Origin of the sequence: Luteibacter sp. ME-Dv--P-043b, from assembly GCF_030209605.1 — a bacterium.
In the GTDB taxonomy this organism is placed as follows: Bacteria; Pseudomonadota; Gammaproteobacteria; order Xanthomonadales; family Rhodanobacteraceae; genus Luteibacter.
On record NZ_JARVRT010000001.1, the window covers coordinates 126288 to 140691 of the forward strand.

20 protein-coding genes are annotated in these 14404 nt (G+C 62.3%); 17 read left to right on the forward strand and 3 right to left on the reverse strand.

The window, feature by feature from the left end; all coding sequences use genetic code 11:
• Positions 1 to 9 precede the first annotated feature (9 nt).
• Genes QRN34_RS00690 through terL form a run of 5 tightly spaced genes read left to right on the forward strand, consistent with a single transcriptional unit; the run spans position 10 to position 4541 of the window.
• Entirely contained in the window at positions 10 to 1854 is a 1845-nt protein-coding gene (locus QRN34_RS00690) for a tail fiber domain-containing protein (protein WP_285401088.1), read from the forward strand.
• On the forward strand, positions 1844 to 2308 hold the full coding sequence (locus QRN34_RS00695) for a hypothetical protein (RefSeq protein ID WP_285401090.1): 465 nt from the start codon (positions 1844 to 1846) through the stop codon (positions 2306 to 2308). Before QRN34_RS00690 ends, QRN34_RS00695 begins: the two co-directional genes overlap by 11 nt.
• A 15-nt stretch (positions 2309 to 2323) precedes the next feature.
• On the forward strand, positions 2324 to 2593 hold the full coding sequence (locus QRN34_RS00700; protein WP_285401092.1) for a hypothetical protein: 270 nt from the start codon (positions 2324 to 2326) through the stop codon (positions 2591 to 2593).
• A complete protein-coding gene (locus QRN34_RS00705) occupies positions 2593 to 2832 on the forward strand; it encodes a hypothetical protein (RefSeq protein ID WP_285401094.1) in 240 nt (79 codons plus the stop codon). The genes QRN34_RS00700 and QRN34_RS00705 overlap by 1 nt, the downstream gene beginning before the upstream one ends.
• On the forward strand, positions 2829 to 4541 hold the full coding sequence (gene terL / locus QRN34_RS00710) for a phage terminase large subunit (protein ID WP_285401096.1): 1713 nt from the start codon (positions 2829 to 2831) through the stop codon (positions 4539 to 4541). The genes QRN34_RS00705 and terL overlap by 4 nt, the downstream gene beginning before the upstream one ends.
• Here the strand turns inward: terL and QRN34_RS00715 are convergent.
• Positions 4538 to 5089: a hypothetical protein gene (locus tag QRN34_RS00715; protein ID WP_285401098.1), complete on the reverse strand. Its 552-nt coding sequence runs from the start codon at positions 5087 to 5089 to the stop codon at positions 4538 to 4540. The genes terL and QRN34_RS00715 overlap by 4 nt on opposite strands.
• Before the next feature lie 260 nt (positions 5090 to 5349).
• Between QRN34_RS00715 and QRN34_RS00720 the strand changes: the two genes are divergently transcribed.
• Together QRN34_RS00720 and QRN34_RS00725 are read left to right on the forward strand one after the other, a co-directional pair.
• Positions 5350 to 6000, forward strand: a complete 651-nt coding sequence (locus QRN34_RS00720; RefSeq protein WP_285401100.1) for a lysozyme — start codon at positions 5350 to 5352, stop codon at positions 5998 to 6000.
• Positions 5997 to 6206 carry a hypothetical protein gene (locus tag QRN34_RS00725; protein WP_285401102.1) on the forward strand — a complete coding sequence of 70 codons (210 nt, stop codon included), beginning with the start codon at positions 5997 to 5999 and terminating at the stop codon, positions 6204 to 6206. Before QRN34_RS00720 ends, QRN34_RS00725 begins: the two co-directional genes overlap by 4 nt.
• On the opposite strand, the gene QRN34_RS00730 is transcribed toward QRN34_RS00725, so the two are convergent.
• Positions 6203 to 6526 (reverse strand): hypothetical protein, encoded by a 324-nt coding sequence (locus QRN34_RS00730; RefSeq protein WP_285401104.1) that lies wholly within the window; start codon positions 6524 to 6526, stop codon positions 6203 to 6205. The two genes, QRN34_RS00725 and QRN34_RS00730, sit on opposite strands and share 4 nt — an antisense overlap.
• A 1745-nt stretch (positions 6527 to 8271) precedes the next feature.
• Between QRN34_RS00730 and QRN34_RS00735 the strand changes: the two genes are divergently transcribed.
• The 5 genes from QRN34_RS00735 to QRN34_RS00755 all read left to right on the forward strand — a co-directional run bounded on the left by QRN34_RS00735 (position 8272) and on the right by QRN34_RS00755 (position 9910).
• A complete protein-coding gene (locus tag QRN34_RS00735; protein WP_285401106.1) occupies positions 8272 to 8427 on the forward strand; it encodes a hypothetical protein in 156 nt (51 codons plus the stop codon).
• A gap of 199 nt (positions 8428 to 8626) precedes the next feature.
• On the forward strand, positions 8627 to 8806 hold the full coding sequence (locus tag QRN34_RS00740; RefSeq protein WP_285401108.1) for a hypothetical protein: 180 nt from the start codon (positions 8627 to 8629) through the stop codon (positions 8804 to 8806).
• Between the two features lie 80 nt (positions 8807 to 8886).
• Positions 8887 to 9117, forward strand: coding sequence for a hypothetical protein (locus tag QRN34_RS00745; protein ID WP_285401109.1), 231 nt, complete (start codon positions 8887 to 8889; stop codon positions 9115 to 9117).
• 2 nt (positions 9118 to 9119) lie between these two features.
• Positions 9120 to 9278, forward strand: a complete 159-nt coding sequence (locus QRN34_RS00750) for a hypothetical protein (protein ID WP_285401111.1) — start codon at positions 9120 to 9122, stop codon at positions 9276 to 9278.
• A complete protein-coding gene (locus QRN34_RS00755) occupies positions 9275 to 9910 on the forward strand; it encodes an antirestriction protein ArdA (protein ID WP_285401113.1) in 636 nt (211 codons plus the stop codon). The genes QRN34_RS00750 and QRN34_RS00755 overlap by 4 nt, the downstream gene beginning before the upstream one ends.
• Positions 9911 to 9962: 52 nt before the next feature.
• On the opposite strand, the gene QRN34_RS00760 is transcribed toward QRN34_RS00755, so the two are convergent.
• Positions 9963 to 11027 carry a RelA/SpoT domain-containing protein gene (locus QRN34_RS00760; protein ID WP_285401115.1) on the reverse strand — a complete coding sequence of 355 codons (1065 nt, stop codon included), beginning with the start codon at positions 11025 to 11027 and terminating at the stop codon, positions 9963 to 9965.
• Positions 11028 to 11152: 125 nt separating this feature from the next.
• Between QRN34_RS00760 and QRN34_RS00765 the strand changes: the two genes are divergently transcribed.
• The 5 genes from QRN34_RS00765 (at position 11153) to QRN34_RS00785 (ending at position 14377) form a co-directional block, all read left to right on the forward strand.
• Positions 11153 to 11341 (forward strand): hypothetical protein, encoded by a 189-nt coding sequence (locus QRN34_RS00765; RefSeq protein WP_285401117.1) that lies wholly within the window; start codon positions 11153 to 11155, stop codon positions 11339 to 11341.
• A 3-nt stretch (positions 11342 to 11344) separates the two neighbouring features.
• Positions 11345 to 12061, forward strand: coding sequence for a hypothetical protein (locus QRN34_RS00770; RefSeq protein ID WP_285401119.1), 717 nt, complete (start codon positions 11345 to 11347; stop codon positions 12059 to 12061).
• Positions 12062 to 12151: 90 nt separating this feature from the next.
• Positions 12152 to 12325 carry a hypothetical protein gene (locus QRN34_RS00775; protein WP_285401121.1) on the forward strand — a complete coding sequence of 58 codons (174 nt, stop codon included), beginning with the start codon at positions 12152 to 12154 and terminating at the stop codon, positions 12323 to 12325.
• A gap of 391 nt (positions 12326 to 12716) precedes the next feature.
• Positions 12717 to 13100 carry a MarR family winged helix-turn-helix transcriptional regulator gene (locus QRN34_RS00780; RefSeq protein WP_285401123.1) on the forward strand — a complete coding sequence of 128 codons (384 nt, stop codon included), beginning with the start codon at positions 12717 to 12719 and terminating at the stop codon, positions 13098 to 13100.
• Between the two features lie 65 nt (positions 13101 to 13165).
• Complete coding sequence (locus QRN34_RS00785) at positions 13166 to 14377, forward strand: site-specific integrase (protein WP_285401125.1); 1212 nt, start codon at positions 13166 to 13168, stop codon at positions 14375 to 14377.
• Positions 14378 to 14404 lie beyond the last annotated feature (27 nt).

The following is a 14404-nucleotide window of genomic DNA, read 5'->3' on the forward strand; positions in this document are numbered from 1 at the left end:
CCCGGCTACGTGAGTAACGCCTCACTAGCCGCACGCCTGTCGGCCCTTGTGGATCGATGGGACACCCGCGAGAACCAGATGATCGCGGTGCTCACCCAGCCAACCGGCGAGGTGACGGTTACCGATGGCACCGACGTGAACCACCAGGTCCCATCGTTCCCTGAGTTGCAGAAGCGGGTCACCTCCATGGTCGACTCCCTGACCGGCGAAGTTGCCGGAGTGAAGGCCATTGCCAACCACGTCACTGCCCTCGCCACCAGTGCGGAGCAGTCCGCCTCCGAGTCCGCTGCATCCGCCGTGGACTCCGCAGCGTCGGCCCAACACGCCGCTGACTCCGCCTCCGCATCCAGTCAGTCCGCAACGGACTCGGCGACCTCCGCCGCAGCCTCCGAGAGTTCCCGGCACACATCCAACGCCCGAGCTACCGCTGCAACCACGAGTGCTGTCGAGAGCGCCAAGCAGGCGACAGCGGCGGCCGGCAGTGCCTCTAAGGCAGCGGCCGAGGCCGACGATTCCGCAGCCAGCGCGTCTACGGCCCTGATCGCGCTGGGTGACGCCCAGACTGCGCGTGACCTCTCGCGAGCGTGGGCGACCAACGTCGAGGACCAAGCGGTCGTTCCTGGCGAGTATTCGGCTCGGCATTGGGCCATCAAGGCCCAGGCGTTCGCTACGGGTTCCCTCGTGTACCTCGGCGCGTGGGATGCATCTTCCAACACGCTGCCCACGGGAGCCACGAAAGGTGCCTTCTACAAGATCACCGGCAGCGGCACCATCGGCGGCATCACGTACCGCAACGGCGACAACATCGTCCATAACGGCTCCGGCTGGGACCTGATCGACAACACCGAGAGCGTCACCGCTGTAGCGGGGAAGGTGGGCAACGTCACGCTGTCCATCGAGGACATCACGTCCCTGAGCAACGCGCTTGCCGGCAAGGCGTCCGTGAACCACCGCCATGCCATCGCGGACGTTGAGGGGCTCCAGGGAGTCCTGGACAGTAAGCAGGCCGCGCTCGGCTTCAGCCCGGTGAACAGCGTGAACGGCAACGTCAACGGCTCTCTCACCGTTACCGCTGGGTCGTCCCCGAACCTCAACCTGATGGTGAACGGCAATGGCCGTGGCTATCGAGCGCTCGCCTCCGTTGATGGGTCGAATGACTTCGGCCTGTACTTCCAGAGGCTCAATGGCTCGACATGGGACTCGCTGATGTCCCTAGGCGCCTCAGGCACGACCTTCTACGGAACAGCGAACACCACAGGCGCCTTCTCCGCTAGTGGCAATCTCATCGCTGCGGGTGGCGACCTCTATGCGGGTAGCCTGACAGGCACCTATCGGCACTTCCGGTTCGACGGCACCGTCTCGACAAACGTGGCGACGGCACCCGGAAATGGCGCGCAGTCGTTCACCATGGTCACCTCCGGTCAGTTCGGTGGCGGCTACGCGATGCGCGACGGGGGCAACGATTGGGTCATGTACCAGTCGTCCGGCACGCTGATCTTCGGCTGGGCCAACAACAACGGTCCGGTCGCGAGTCGCTTCTGGGTCGGCAACGACGGCCGTGCGTACGCCACTGACTATGTCCTGTCGTCGGATGCGACCCTGAAGGAACGCATCGTCCGCGCCGAGGCCCGCTCGGGCATCTCGGAGATGGTGAACTACTACACGTACATGTGGCGGGACACCAAGCGTGCCTCCAGCGGCCCCATCGCCCAGCAGGTCCAGCGCTTCGCCCCTGAGTACGTTACAGACCGTGGCGACGGCAAGCTGGGCGTCGACATGCTCCACCTACTGTTCGAGATCGTGATCGACCTGCGAGCACGCATCCGAGAGCTGGAGGCCGCCGATGGCGGTTAGTGGATCGCCGACTCTTCAGCAGATCGTCGCGGAGTTCGGTGGTCCTGGGAATCTCAAGGCCTACGCCCGAGGCGGCGCCTACGTCCCGAACGTGGCCCAGAACGGCAACATCTCGACCGACCCCAATGCACTGGCGTTGAGTCAGTTCGCCAATGCGGTTCGGTACGTTCCACTCAGCGCAACCGCATCAAGCCCCTCGGGCTCTGCCAGCAACAAGGGCACCTACACGGTCGGCACGTCCTTCTGCGCGATTAGCGGCGGAAACGGCAACGTCACCTACTCCCTGTCCTTCGTCAGCGGCACGCAGTTCAACAACTCCGTGGCCGGGAACCAGGCCACGTTCACCGCCGTAAACACGAACTCCACCCCGACCTCCTCTCGCGGCATCTACCGCTGGACCGTGTCGGACGGAACCTCGTCGGCTACCGCCGACTTCACTGTCTCTTGGAACTGATCCGCTTTACCTCAAATGGACAACGATACGAAGCTGGTCGCCACCCTGGCGACCCTCGGCGCCGTCGTGGGCATCGGCAAGCTCCTTGCCTCCACTGAGAAGATCACTGCCCGCGTCGTCATGGCGCGCGCGATCATCTCCGGCGCTCTCGGCCTCTGTGCCGCTGCTGCATCCCTCATGTTCCCCAGCATCTCCACCAACGCCACCATCGGTGTCGCATGCGTCCTGTCGAGCCTCGGCTCGTCCGCCGTAGAGCGTCTCTTCCAGAAGTGGCTCGCCAAGTAATGTCCGCCTCCAAGAAGGCCCTCGGCGATCTCCACACCGCCCTGGCTAAGACCCTGAAGGACGCCATCGACACGATGGACATGTCCGACAAGGGCAACGCAGCGATCCTCAACGTCGCCCGGCAGTTCCTCAAGGACAACGGCATTGAAGCGGTTCCCGCTGAGGGCTCCCCGACAGGTGCCCTTGCCGCCAAGCTCAACGAGTACCCGTTCGACCCGCAGGCTGACGGGGTGCATTGAGCACCTCGCAGCACGACGCTGAGCTTGCCGCTGAGCGCTTCTGCAACCCCGAACCCGCACCGCATCCGTTCCACGACTTTCGCAACTTCGTCTTCCACATCTGGCGACATCTGAACCTCCCTGCCCCCACGGAGGTTCAGTACGACATCTCGACGTACCTTCAGCACGGTCCCCGTCGCCGCGTCATCGAAGCCTTCCGAGGCATCGGCAAGTCCTGGCTGACCGCCGCTTACGTTTGCTGGCTCCTATGGAAAGACCCGCAGCACAAGGTGCTGGTCGTCTCGGCCTCCAAGGACCGAGCGGATGCCTTCTCGATCTTCGTCAAGCGCCTCATCGAGACCGTCCCGGAACTTGCGCACCTGAAGCCGCGCGCCGGCCAGCGAGACTCCAACCTCGCCTTCGACGTCGGCCCTGCACAACCCGACCAGTCGCCTTCGGTGAAGTCGGTCGGTATTACGGGCCAGCTCACGGGCTCCCGCGCCGACACCATCATCGCCGACGACGTCGAGGTGGTGAAGAACTCGGCCACCGTCGCACAGCGGGAGAAGCTGTCCGAACTCATCAAGGAGTTCGACGCGATCCTGAAGCCCCTTGCGAACGCCGAGATCATCTACCTGGGCACGCCGCAGACTGAGGAGTCGATCTACAACCAGCTCCCGGACCGTGGCTACGAGATTCGCGTGTGGCCCGCCAGGTTCCCGAAGAGCCGCAAGCACCTCGAACAGTACAGCGGGCGCATCGCCCCGTACCTTGTGGAGCGCTTCGAAAACGACAGTTCACTGGCCTGGAAGCCTGTAGAGCCCTCGCGGTTCCACGAAGAGGACCTGATGAAGCGAGAGGCGTCCTATGGGCGCTCGGGCTTCATGCTCCAGTTCATGCTGGACACGACTCTGTCCGACAGCGAGCGTTACCCGCTAAAGCTGAGCGACCTCATCACGATGGACATCGATCGTGAGGTGGCCCCCATCCGGATCGTGTGGGCGTCGTCCCCGGAACACACCATCAACGACATCCCCGCTGTCGGCTTCACGGGCGACCGCCTGTACCGGCCGATGTACGTGGCGAAGGAGATGGAGGAGTTCACGGGCTCTGTCATGGCTATCGACCCCTCGGGACGTGGTGGTGACGAGACGGGCTACGCCGTGACCAAGATGCTGCGCGGCATGGTGTTCCTGAGGCGCGCTGGGGGTCTCCCTGGCGGCTACGACGACGCTGCCCTAGAGAACATCGCGCACGTTGCGAGGGCCGAGAAGATCAAGCTGATCCTGGTCGAGTCGAACTTTGGCGACGGCATGTTCGTGAAGCTGCTGGAGCCTGTGCTACGCCGCATCTACCCGTGTGCCGTGGAAGAGGTCCGCAGCACCGGACAGAAGGAGAAGCGGATAATCGATACGCTGGAGCCGGTCATGAACCAGCACCGCCTGGTGGTCGATGCCGCCCTACTCCGAGCCGACCAGAAGAGCGAGCCCAAGTTCCAGCTCTTCCACCAGCTCACCCGCATCACGCGGGAACGTGGCGCCCTGCGTCACGACGACCGTCTGGATGCCCTGGCGATGGCCGTTGCGTACTGGACCTCGTACCTCGACCGCGACGTGTCCAGCGAGGAGGAACGGCGCTTAGAGGAACTCATGGAGCTGGAGTACCGCAGGTTCGAAGAGAGCGTCCTGGGCTATTCACAGGCCGCTCCGAATTTCTTCGACAACTACTAACGCTTGAAATAGAGCTGAGCTACGCCAGCGATGACTGCCCCCACGACAATCATCAAGATCCGATCTAGGAGTCTGAGAGACCAGCGGTAGGAAGCCTTCTTCACCTCCTGCGTCGCCTCTCTGATCTTGACGAACATCGTCATCTTCGCGTTCTGTGCGTCGTAGTCCTCCTGTCTAAGCAGTTGCACACCTGCGCTCCCGGAAAAGGCTTGGTGCTTGCTAAGCAGTGACTTTGTATGCGCCTGTAGCATGGACGCTAGCTTGTTCGACTCTTGCTCCGCAAAAGATATCCACCGCTTCTCCGAAACCCGACTAGGCAGGAGCGAGTGTTGTTGCACCCAGCGATAGCGCTCGACGATACACGTGGATAGGGAAGCGACGGCTTCTCGGTGTGCCGAAAGAACTTCGCTGATGGCACCACCGAGAGCGCCGGAAGCACTAGCGGCGCGTAGAAAACCTTTGTCCTTTTCGACAGCCTCCTCAAAACGGTCAGCTCGATACATCGACACCGCAATTTGCGCGGTCTGCTCCAAGCTGTGCTTCTCCATCTCGACGCTCCAATTGGATAACGGTAGCCCCTCACCCCGTCAGCTATCAGACGGGGCCTCCCCGAGTTTCTTCGACAGCCCTACACGAACCCCACGGCGCACGTACAAGCCGCGCAGAACTGCTCGGGGTGTATCGACCGCGCGTGCTTCAACGCTGTGTAGAACGCGACCGGCGACCCAAAGAAGCGGCGAATCTCGCCAAGGTGTCGGTCGTAGTACGGCATAGCGTCCTCAACGGCCGCTGAGCCCCTGTAGTACGCATGGTGCTTCGGGCAATACGCGAGCACGCCCGACATCACCGCAATGGCGTACAGGGCCTCGTGCTGGGTCGTCGGAGCGTTCACTTATGCCAGCAGTTGTACGAACCGGGGAAGCTCACGCGGACCGCTTCCACGAGAACGAAAGCCCAGGAATTTCGCCTTTTTCTTTCCCATCCGCCCGCACTCCCTGGAGAAATAATCGCCGATACCCCATCCCCTGCCCTCGTCGCCTTCCTTCTGAAGGTCGAGGGTGAACGGCTCGTAGCATACAAGGACACCAAGGGTGTCTGGACCATCGGCGTCGGACACACCGGCCACGACGTCGTAAAGGGCCTGAAGATCACCAAGGACCGCTCCAGAGCGCTCCTGACGGCCGACGCTCTCATTGCCTGCCGCGCGGTAGATCAACTCGTCCGAGTCCCGCTGACCGCCAACCAGCGAATCGTGCTGGCCTCCTTCGTGTTCAACCTGGGCGCCGCTCGCTTCATGTCGTCCACCCTGCTGCGCCTGCTGAACCAGGGCGACTACGCCTCGGTCCCTCGACAGCTCGCCAGGTGGAACAAAGAGACCCTGAAGGACGGAACCGTCCGCGAGAACACCGGCCTGACCAATCGTCGTGCCGCCGAAATCACCCTGTGGAATACCCCATGATCTCTTCCCTGATCGACCGCTTCATGAACTTCGCCTTCACCCGCCCGTGGGCCTGGCTGGTCGTCCGGTACCTTCTGGTGCCCGCCCTCGCCGTCTACGAAATCGCTGCGAAACACCTGCCCGAGATCGTGGCCGAGATGCGCTCCGATTGGGCGCGAGCGGAGGCCGCACGGGCCGCTGCGCTGTCGAGTCGACCCAAGTCCTAAACGTGCCTGCCGCGCGGGACGTCTTGCTGGCGGTAACCGGGCCAGAAGGCGTCCGCCAGCTCGGTGTCGCTGAAGACCACCATGAGCGGGTCGGTGGGCATCTGCGCCTCGATGTGCGCCCGGTGCCGCATCGCGTACTTGTCGGCCATATCGGTCAACGTGCGCGCCAGGCGGGCGTACATGGGCCTCCAGCGGCTAGGCCCGTAGAGCCACTTCAGTTCCCAGCCACCACCCTCGATCCGCTTCACGCGGGCAAAGGGGCGCCCATGGAGGCCAAAGCGCCCCTCGTAGCCGTAGCCGTAGACCGTCCAGATGACCATGGGTCGGAGGGTATCGAGCGGCAGTCTCAGGGCTCGGGATCACCACCCCCTCCCACCACCCCGAAGCAGGGCTGGGGAAGGGGTTGGGGGTGATTGCCTTGGGGTATCTACAGGAGTCCATAGGTCCCCTATAGAGTCTTTAGGTTCTCTTGCTTCCTGCCCATGCTCCTATGCTGCCACTTATACTCACCTGTCCCGTTCTCGGTCAGGCATTGCACCATGCGCGTCTCCAGCCCCCTACTGTTGCTCCTGCTCGCTCCGTCCGTCGCCTTCGCAGCGCAAGACCCGACAGAGTCCAGGTTCATCGGGTGCACGGATGCTGCCCGCCTGTACGTAGCCGCTGCCGGCCAGAAGCTCCAAGGGAAATCGGACAAGGAGATCGCTACCGTGGTCGAAGCTCGCTTGGCTGCACGCCCTCTCGGAGGGACCATGCGAACAGAGCAGCTTGTGCAGCAGGTCGTGTCGTACACGAACGTCCCTGAGAACGCCGCCAAGTCCCCTGAAGAGCTTGGCGTGGATGCAGTTGCGGACTGCATGGGTGTCCCTAGGTCCCGGTAAAATATCCAGCGGAAATTTCCGTTGGGGTATCCAAAGTCTGTAGATCGCGCACATCCCCCCCGTGGGCGCGTCAATGACCGCGCAGGTCACGCAGCACGCCCGCGTCAATGACCACACACGCTGCGCGGTGCCTTGTGTCGGGGTGGGGAGCGGCACCCAGCGCGGCACCTAGTACCTCCTAAGCGTTGGGCCGCAACGGCCTGCGCCATGTAACGTATCTGACGGCCTTGCCCTAGGCCCTCCTCGACCCCTATCGAGCCCCATTGAGACCCTGACGGCACCGCGTTGGCCCTGTCGGGCTGTCGCCGTGTGTTCGTCCGTGTTTGTTCTCATCTGTCGTTTTGCCCACGGCCCATCACGACCCCTATCGACCCTGCACGGCCCCAGGGCGCCACCACACGACCCCAGCCATTCCGATTCGATTGACGAGTTGACAAGCATCGAATCCGTGCTAGTATCTGCATCAAGTCACGGCACGGACCGCCGACGACCTGCCCTCCACCCGGACGGCGCAGTGATGGAGCTACAGGGCACCACGGGCCACCCTAAGGGTAAACGTGGAGCCGCAAGGGAACCGAAGGACTAGCCGACTGGCCCCTGAGGGAAACGAGCGGCGAACGGTGGAACTGCCACCGCCCTGCCGGGCACTGCACTACGGATAGATGCTTGATGACTTGACAAGCTTCCAATCGGATGTATTATCAAATCCGACGCTGGGCCACCGAAATGGGGCCACCCACAGCAAGCTCATTGACAACATGCGATGGCCGCGCTGCCCCGGCAAGGGCTGCACGGTCGAGAGAACATCCAAGGCGCGGTGACGCTCACCGCCGATCCGCGCCTGATTACTTGATTGGATGCGTCTTTCAAAGTGGTGTGAGTCATGTCCATGGACACCGTGGGCATCACTGGCAGCACTCGGAAGCCGCTGCCATTCCCCAACGCCACGCAAGGAAACCTCATGCACCCCATCGACATCTGGAAGCACCGCAGAAGACCCAACGGGGACCGCTTCGGCCTCCCCACGAACCCGAAGGACACCCACGCATGTATCAGGTAATCGACACCCTCACGCAGGGGATCAAAGGTCGCTGGAGCGCTCTTAGCAGCGCCCAGGCTCAATCAATGGCCCTCAACCGCGCCTACGGCGACCGTAGGTACACCGTCCGTAGCTATAGGAGCCCCACATGACTTTCGAGGAAGCACTGGTAGCCCTCGTGCCCCGCGCTGCCGCCTTGGCAGAGGTCCGGGTACACGGCTGTGACGAAGGCGAGTTCCTGACTGAGGTCGGGGACCGCGAGGAATACCTGGGCGAGGACGTGCTCGGCTGGCTGGGGTACTAGGCCATGCCCATCCCCTACACACCGCCCGACCCGAAGACCGTGGCCCGCATCCGTGACGCCATCGTGCGCAACAAGGTCCGAACGAACGCAAGGGACGCCACACGGCGCCCGTGACCTTCGTCCCTGCCCCTTCAGGACACCGAGGGGGCAGCAGCGAATGCCACACCACGACACACCCTGATAACCTAAGGAGGACGCTATGGCCGACGAGGCAAGACAGATGACACCCGACGAGCTGGAAAAAGTCCGCGCCGAGATCGGTAAGCTCATGGCCGAGACCGCGAAGATCAACGCCGAGGCACGTTGGTATCCCTTCGTCGCCGCTGCGGGCGTCTTCGCTGCCGCGCTGGGTCTCCTGAAGATCATCAGCGCCATGTAGCGCCCTACCCGATCCCTGCGCACCACCAACGAACCCGCCGCACTGGCGGGTTTTTTGTTGCCCGCGTTCAGGGGGGTCACATGCACGCCTTCCGCGTCGCAGAACTGTGCGCCGGCCGAAAGCCGAGCCGCATCGTAGTCGCTGATTCCATCTTCGACGCCGTGCGCAAGTACGCCCGGTGTCACGTCGTCCACATCGAAGGCCCGTTGTTCGCCTCGTCGCGTGAGAGCCCTGTGCGGTTCGCCTGCGTCAACGAGGGGCCACACGCGGGCCGCCATTTCATCGCCTACCAGATAGGCAGGGAGTTCTGACCATGGACCACACGTTACTGCGCCGCATGGCGAGCGCCCTCGGGTGCCTCGTTGAAGACATCGAAAGCCTGATTCCATACGAGGAAGGCGACACCATCGCTAACGACATGGTATCGGCGCGGGAGCTTCTCGCTGAGTTTGACAGGAGCGTGCAGTCATGACCGACACCCGCATCTACGTCGCCAGTCTAAGCGACTACAACAACGGGCACATGCACGGCGTTTGGATCGCCCTCGACGGCGACATGGAACGCTCGAAGGTCGACGCGAAGATCGCGCGCCTCCTCAGGAACTCCAAGCACCCCAACGTGACCGTCCAGGTCCGCGAGTGCGTCAGGTGTCTGCATACGGATGCCGAGGACGGCAGCACCGACTGGGAGTGCCCCGAATGTGGTGGCCACGAGTTCGCGACGGACGACAATCCCAGCGCCGAGGAATGGGCCGTGCACGACTACGACGGCATCCCCGCATCCTTCGGGGAACACCCGGACCTTGATGATCTCCTGGAGTTCGCAAAGGGCGTTGAGGAACACGGCGACGCCTTCCGCGCCTGGGTCGAGGACCGTGGCGTGTCCAACTTCATCCACGAGGATTTCGAAGACAAGTACGCCGGGGAGGCTGCTAGCGAACTCGATTGGGTCGAGCGGTACCTTGACGATGCCGGCGTGCTCAATGAAATGCCCGAAAACCTGCGGAGCTACTTTGATTACGAAGCGTACCTGCGGGATATGAAGCTCGCCGGCGATGTGTCGCTGGTAGAGTTCGACGGTACCGTCTACGCGTTCTGGAGCTGATTAAGGCGATACGCGTCGGCATCAAAACAACGGCTGCGTCTCTTCCTGTGGCTTACAAGAGATCATTCTGCTCGATGGCCGTTAGCGCCTCGATGAATAAATCGGTGTCGAGAAAGTAGTTGGGGTAAGCACTACGCAGCGCGGCTAGCGACTCGGCACTGACCAAGACTACCTGAGCACCAGGAATATCGGATAACGCCTGCTCGGTCGCAGTGTACCGCTCGTTAGCCTCAGTGAGCTGAGCCACTGTATAGCTCTGAATAGTGAGTGTGTGTTTCTCAGGAAGAAGGGTTAGCAAGTAATAAGCAGCATCCTGGGGGCCATTTTCGGTCGTGCTCTGAAGTGCACGTCCGTACTGATCCAACACCTGCCGAACGTTCAAGGCACGGCTTAGCTCTTGGACTCGCCCAAAGATTTCGTGAATGCGTGGCACGTCGGGGAGCGGAACAACGTCCTCAATAAAGGACAGAGCACGCGAGACGACTTCAAAAAATTCTAGCCACTCGGCCGAACCCTGACTAGCTTTCAACGATTGCTGGAGAAAGGTGCCTACAGTCTCTACCGCCGTGGCCCATGCATGCTGTAGACGAGAGCGTATTTGAACTTCGATGCTCAGGTTGTTGTAAACCTGGCTACGGTCACTCTTGTAGAGGTATATAAGATGTATCCCGCGATAGCCTGAGGTCTTCGGATTCGCGATGTAATCCGTATGCCTGCGCAGTTCGTGCCGCATGGACGAACGAATGAGTCGGTCCCGGAGGGCGTAGACCGCCTGCACATTCGGCATAACGGCGCGACATCCGCCTATGTCCTGCATTCGCGAGAGAGACATGCCAGTCTCTCTCTCCAGCTTTGCCATGATCGACCACAGGCGCTTCAACCGCTGCACCACAACCGCGTTATCAGACACAACGCGCGCATGCTTTTTAAGACTGACGGTGAGTGTATTGAGCGGGAAGCCATGAGATGAGCGCCAATTACTCAGGACTTTAAACGCATCCGGCAAAAGTGCATCGAACGCGTCGTTGAAGTCGTTAGAAGGGTCATAGAGCCTTCGTAATACTTCGCCAGCGCGTGCAACCTGCTTTCGCGAATACTGCGGCTGTGCGTAGCTCATGGTTCCCGCCCCCCTTGTCGGAGGCATGAGTGTACGCCGATAGGTTTCGCTAGCTCTACAAAAACGCACCCACCAGCCGCCCCCGAGGCGGCTTTTTCATGCCCAACGACCCGTAAGGAACCCTCATGGCTCGCACGTCCACCGCAAGAACCGCACTCAGCTCCTACGTCACGACCTTCGAACACGAGGGCCGCAAGTGGGGCGAAAGCGTCAAGGCTGAATCCCTGAAGGCCGCCGAGCTGCACGCCGAGAACCAGGCGTACGTCCGTGGCCTCCGCATCGTCTCCACCCTGCCCCTCGACCCGGAGGTCTGACCCATGCGTATCACTCTCGCCACCCTCGCGTCCGCCACGGCCCAGCAGGTCTTTGACCAGGTCCGCGATCACATGCTGCGGCAGGGAAAACAGTCGAAGCTGCGCCCTACCGGCCCCATCTGCGCCTATCGCAGCCACGACGGACTCATGTGCGCCGCTGGGTGCCTGATCGGCGACGACGAATACATCTCCGACATGGAGGAGAAAGCCTGGTGGCAGCTCTCCTTCAGGGGAATAGTTCCGGATGCTCATCCCAACCTCATCCGGTCCCTCCAGGGAATCCACGACCGTTTCAAGCCTGAGTTTTGGGAACGCGAATTGCGCGACTTGGCCCAAGAGCACGACCTCGCCTGGACGATCACCCTCGCCTCCCTGCCGACCGCATCGGCCCAAGAGGTGTTCGAGCACGTCGCCAAGCACCTGCTGAAGCAGAACGAGCGGTGCCAGGTCGACACGAACTGCGCCTATCGCGGCAAGGCGGGCGCCTGCGCGGCCGGCTCTCTCATGTCCGACGCTGAAGCTGAGGGCTTGACGAAGTTCAACGTCGGCTACGGATGGCTCTCGCTGCTCGACCGAAGGCTGGTACCGCGTGCTCACGCAGAGCTGGTGGTGGGACTTCAGCGCATTCACGACTCCTGGTGGCCGCACGAGTGGCGGGCCGGTCTCCAGCGGTTGGCGGCCTCCAACGGACTCGATGCCGCCTTCCTGGCCGCCCTCTGAAGCCGATCTCGTTCTGCGAGACGAACGCCGCCTAATCTCAATGCCCAGCGAGACCGCACCGCTCGCTGGGTTCCTACAGGGGGAATCTGAATGTCCAAGCCCAACCGCTTTCCACCACCCATCTCCATCCTCATGGCCGCACTCGCGGTCGCAGGATTCGCGCTGTCCTTCACGGACTCCATTGTGCTCCTGAAGGTCTACGCCGCCATCTACGTCGCCTGCTTCGCCGGCTGGCTGTACGTCATCAACCGGGCGGGCTCGTGATGAGCCCGTTTTCCCTCTGGGACAGGCTCAACGAAGCGCTCGACGAGGCCGCCGACGCGAGCCCCGAGGAAGCCCTGGAATCCGCTGCACGGCAGCTCCTGGCGTAGACGGTCAGAAGGTGACGAATTGGGCACATTGCAGCGTCTCGCAAGAATCTACACACTGCTTTCACAACAACAAATTGCAACGTAATCCTTGGGAAATGCCATGCTGCATGCGCTTCTTGCTCACCTGCTTCCTCGCCTCCCCCGCGTGTCCGTGGGGATCATCGAAGAGTTCCGAAGAGGTCAGTTCTGGATCAACCGGACTGGACCATCAAGCGCAGTTGTCGCTTGTGGACTCGTAATGCTATACATTTCGCGCGGACCGCTCCCGCCGATTAGGACATGTGATGACCTCCCTGACCTCGAAGCAGGCCGCCCACATCCTGAGGGTGCTGCTTCAGCACACGCGGGTGGCTCTGGAGGCCAACCCCCAATTCACCGTCGCCAACCTTGCGGCGCTCTTGGCCGTGATCGAGAAGCCCGGCGCGACGCAGCCTGAGGTGGCGCAGACGCTCGGTGGCGTCGACGAAGCTGTCTTGTCCCGACAGCTTCGCTACCTGCGCGGTAAGCGCCAGGGCGTCGTGCAGTCACCGCTACTGCCCGTCGTGAACCTTCAACCGCTTGAATCCGACAACCGAGTCAACGTGGTGGGCCTGACCCCTGAAGGCGAGGAGTTCGCGAAAGAACTAACGGCCAAGCTCAACCGATTGTTGGCGTCAGCGCTCAAGTAAGCGCACCCAGCAGTTCAACCTTAAACCCGCCCTAGAGGCGGGTTTTTCTTTTCTGGAGACCACACATGCCCGTAACTCTCAAAGGCACGCTGAAGCCCGGCGAGGCCGACCGTCGCTACTACATGATCCGCGTCCAGGTTGCCGGCCGCCGCGTGGTGGTCTCTTCGGGAACCCGCGACAAGACCCTCGCGCTGCGTAAGGAGTCCGAGATCATCGAGGCGCTCCATCGCAATCCCCTGATGACCCAAGCTGACGTGGTCGCGCTCGTTACAGGCGGAGGTACGAACCGCCACAAGGCGGCGATCCGCGCCGAGGGTGGCCTCACCCTGAAGGAAGCCTTCGATCGGTGCCTGAAGTCCCCCACGGTGTGGCAGGGCATCAAGGCACACGCCGAGTACGCTCGGAACTGCCGGGCCATCGAGGAGATTCTAGGCGGGGACACGCCGCTCGCCTCCATCGACTACCACGCGGTGCAGAAGCTCACGAACGGGCTCATGGCGAAGCCGCTGCCTGGCGCCAACCGACCTGGTCAAACCCTCTCGGGTGCGACCGTCAACAACCACCTGGCCTGCCTCCGGCGCATGTTCAACGTAGCGCTGGAGGATCACTGGCCGGACGCTCCCAACGCCTTCCCGAAGGTGAAGAGCGTGAAGAAGCGCAAGGGTCGAGGCTACTTCATGGACGCCGCTGACGAACGAGCCATCTTCCAAGCCGTGCTCGACCTCGACAAGGCACGTCCAGACGCTCAGGGAGGCCACCCGCGCAAGCTGGATGCGCACCGGCACCACCTCCTGTTCGTGGTACTCGTGGAGTCAGGCATGCGCCTCAGCGAGGCCCTGGGACTCCTGTGGACCGAACTGGACTTCCCGCGAGGCGAGAGGGGCGGAATGATCGAACTGTTCCGCCACGAAGACCTCAAGACCGGGCGTCAGCGAAGCGTGCCGATGACCGAGACGTGCGCCGAAGCGCTGAAGGCGTGCAAGGGGGTACCCGAAGGCCCCTTCAAAGACCTGGACGACCGCCGCGCGCAGGACATCTGGTCCCGTGCCCGCGTCGCTGCCGGCATCAAGCACCGCGACTGCGTCATCCACTCGCTCCGCCACACCTGTGCGAGCCGCCTTCTGGAGAGCGGCGTCGACCTGAAGATCGTCAAGGAATGGCTGGGACACAGCTCCATCGCTACCACTGACATCTACACGCACTTGCAGACGAAGCAGCTATCGAGCGCGGCACAGAGTGTTCATCGGCTTCGCCAAGCGGCAAGTGCTGCGTGTTGAATCCAATCCGTTTGACCATCCAAGGAC

Excerpts from the sequence above, each read along its gene's own strand:
- QRN34_RS00695 (WP_285401090.1), top strand. The coding sequence starts at position 1,844 with ATGGCGGTTAGTGGATCGCCGACTCTTCAGCAGATCGTCGCGGAGTTC.
- QRN34_RS00700 (WP_285401092.1), top strand. The coding sequence starts at position 2,324 with ATGGACAACGATACGAAGCTGGTCGCCACCCTGGCGACCCTCGGCGCC.
- QRN34_RS00705 (WP_285401094.1), top strand. The coding sequence starts at position 2,593 with ATGTCCGCCTCCAAGAAGGCCCTCGGCGATCTCCACACCGCCCTGGCT.
- QRN34_RS00715 (WP_285401098.1), bottom strand. The coding sequence starts at position 5,089 with ATGGAGAAGCACAGCTTGGAGCAGACCGCGCAAATTGCGGTGTCGATG.
- QRN34_RS00720 (WP_285401100.1), top strand. The coding sequence starts at position 5,350 with ATGGTGCTTCGGGCAATACGCGAGCACGCCCGACATCACCGCAATGGC.
- QRN34_RS00725 (WP_285401102.1), top strand. The coding sequence starts at position 5,997 with ATGATCTCTTCCCTGATCGACCGCTTCATGAACTTCGCCTTCACCCGC.
- QRN34_RS00730 (WP_285401104.1), bottom strand. The coding sequence starts at position 6,526 with ATGGTCATCTGGACGGTCTACGGCTACGGCTACGAGGGGCGCTTTGGC.
- QRN34_RS00735 (WP_285401106.1), top strand. The coding sequence starts at position 8,272 with ATGACTTTCGAGGAAGCACTGGTAGCCCTCGTGCCCCGCGCTGCCGCC.
- QRN34_RS00740 (WP_285401108.1), top strand. The coding sequence starts at position 8,627 with ATGGCCGACGAGGCAAGACAGATGACACCCGACGAGCTGGAAAAAGTC.
- QRN34_RS00745 (WP_285401109.1), top strand. The coding sequence starts at position 8,887 with ATGCACGCCTTCCGCGTCGCAGAACTGTGCGCCGGCCGAAAGCCGAGC.
- QRN34_RS00750 (WP_285401111.1), top strand. The coding sequence starts at position 9,120 with ATGGACCACACGTTACTGCGCCGCATGGCGAGCGCCCTCGGGTGCCTC.
- QRN34_RS00755 (WP_285401113.1), top strand. The coding sequence starts at position 9,275 with ATGACCGACACCCGCATCTACGTCGCCAGTCTAAGCGACTACAACAAC.
- QRN34_RS00760 (WP_285401115.1), bottom strand. The coding sequence starts at position 11,027 with ATGAGCTACGCACAGCCGCAGTATTCGCGAAAGCAGGTTGCACGCGCT.
- QRN34_RS00765 (WP_285401117.1), top strand. The coding sequence starts at position 11,153 with ATGGCTCGCACGTCCACCGCAAGAACCGCACTCAGCTCCTACGTCACG.
- QRN34_RS00770 (WP_285401119.1), top strand. The coding sequence starts at position 11,345 with ATGCGTATCACTCTCGCCACCCTCGCGTCCGCCACGGCCCAGCAGGTC.
- QRN34_RS00775 (WP_285401121.1), top strand. The coding sequence starts at position 12,152 with ATGTCCAAGCCCAACCGCTTTCCACCACCCATCTCCATCCTCATGGCC.
- QRN34_RS00780 (WP_285401123.1), top strand. The coding sequence starts at position 12,717 with ATGACCTCCCTGACCTCGAAGCAGGCCGCCCACATCCTGAGGGTGCTG.
- QRN34_RS00785 (WP_285401125.1), top strand. The coding sequence starts at position 13,166 with ATGCCCGTAACTCTCAAAGGCACGCTGAAGCCCGGCGAGGCCGACCGT.